Below are 1,189 nucleotides of genomic sequence, written 5' to 3'. Positions count from 1 at the left end.
TACATCCGTCCGAACGAGTAGCCCAGGAAGTCGAACTCTCCTTCCGGCACCTTGCAGATTCGTGTCTTGTCCTCGTTGACCGTCAGCTTCAGCTTCCCCATGATCTCGCGCAGTCGTGACAAGGCCTTTTCGGCTTTGCCCCGCCGGCACAGGATCACGAGATCGTCGGCATAGGTCACGATGCGAGTGCCGAGGCTCTGTTCCAGCCCGAGCATCTTCCATCCCAGCACAAACCGGCGCATGTAGAGATTCGCCAGCAATGGGGAGATGGGTGAACCTTGCGGGATGCCGCGCCGGTTGCCCCGGGCTTCGGTCGTGCGTGTCTTCCTTCCTCGATCGTCGGTTTCTTCCACGGGACATTCCAGCCACATCTTGATCAGATGCAGCACGCGCCGATCAACAATTCGGCGCGCTACCGACTTGAGAAGTTCGGCATGCGGAATGCTTCCGAAGTAGTCCGCGAGGTCGGCATCAACGACTTCCGGGTGGCCGCGAAACAGCTGCGCTTCCACCTCGACCACCGCCTGTTGGGCATTTCGCCCGGGACGGTACGCATACTGCTCGGGTGGAAGATCGGCCTCAAAGATCGGTTCTAACACCAGCATCGCTGCCGTCATGCAGACTCGATCACGCACGGTTGAGATGCCCAATGGCCTGAGTTTGCCATTGGCCTTCGGTATGTACACTCTTCTGATAGGGTCCGGTCGGTACGTCTCCTGCCTGAGCGCAAGCGCCAGTTCGCCAAGCCACCGCTGCACCCCGTACACTTCGATGTCCGCGAAGTCCTGCCCGTCCACGCCCGGTGCGCCCTTGTTAGAGCGGCATTGAGCATAGGCATGGGCCAAGATGTCTTCCCGGCTGATCTTGTCATACAGGGCGTAGAAGCGGTAGCCAGCTTCTGCCTTCGCTTTCGCGTGCAACGTCGTCTGCAGTTTCTGAACACTCTTCGGAGTTGATAGATTGCCCAATCTCCAGGTCCCTCACCACGTCTTGCGTTCGTCTTGAACTGAGGTCCCTTCCCTCCACCGGCGTTACCCGGCTTCACCAGTACTACGAACCCCTCCGCATCCCCACGGCGCCCGGCCTGTCCCTCACGGGCGTCCGGTTGGTCATCCCTGACCACGTCGTAGGGCCTCCCGTGTTGCGTACGCTTTCCTTGTGTACATGCTGTCGCCACTACCCCGGCGCA

1 protein-coding gene is annotated in these 1,189 nt (G+C 60.1%); it reads right to left on the bottom strand.

Annotated elements, in window-relative coordinates; translation table 11 throughout:
- Positions 1-968: reverse transcriptase domain-containing protein (locus F758_RS0143030; protein WP_024513513.1), on the bottom strand; the 968-nt coding region annotated here is incomplete at its 3' end.
- Positions 969-1,189 lie beyond the last annotated feature (221 nt).

The sequence above is a fragment of the Bradyrhizobium sp. ARR65 genome (genome assembly GCF_000472385.1).
In the GTDB taxonomy this organism is placed as follows: domain Bacteria; phylum Pseudomonadota; class Alphaproteobacteria; order Rhizobiales; family Xanthobacteraceae; genus Bradyrhizobium.
Note: the sequence above shows the minus strand (reverse complement) of the source record. Positions and strands in the feature narration are given on the sequence as shown.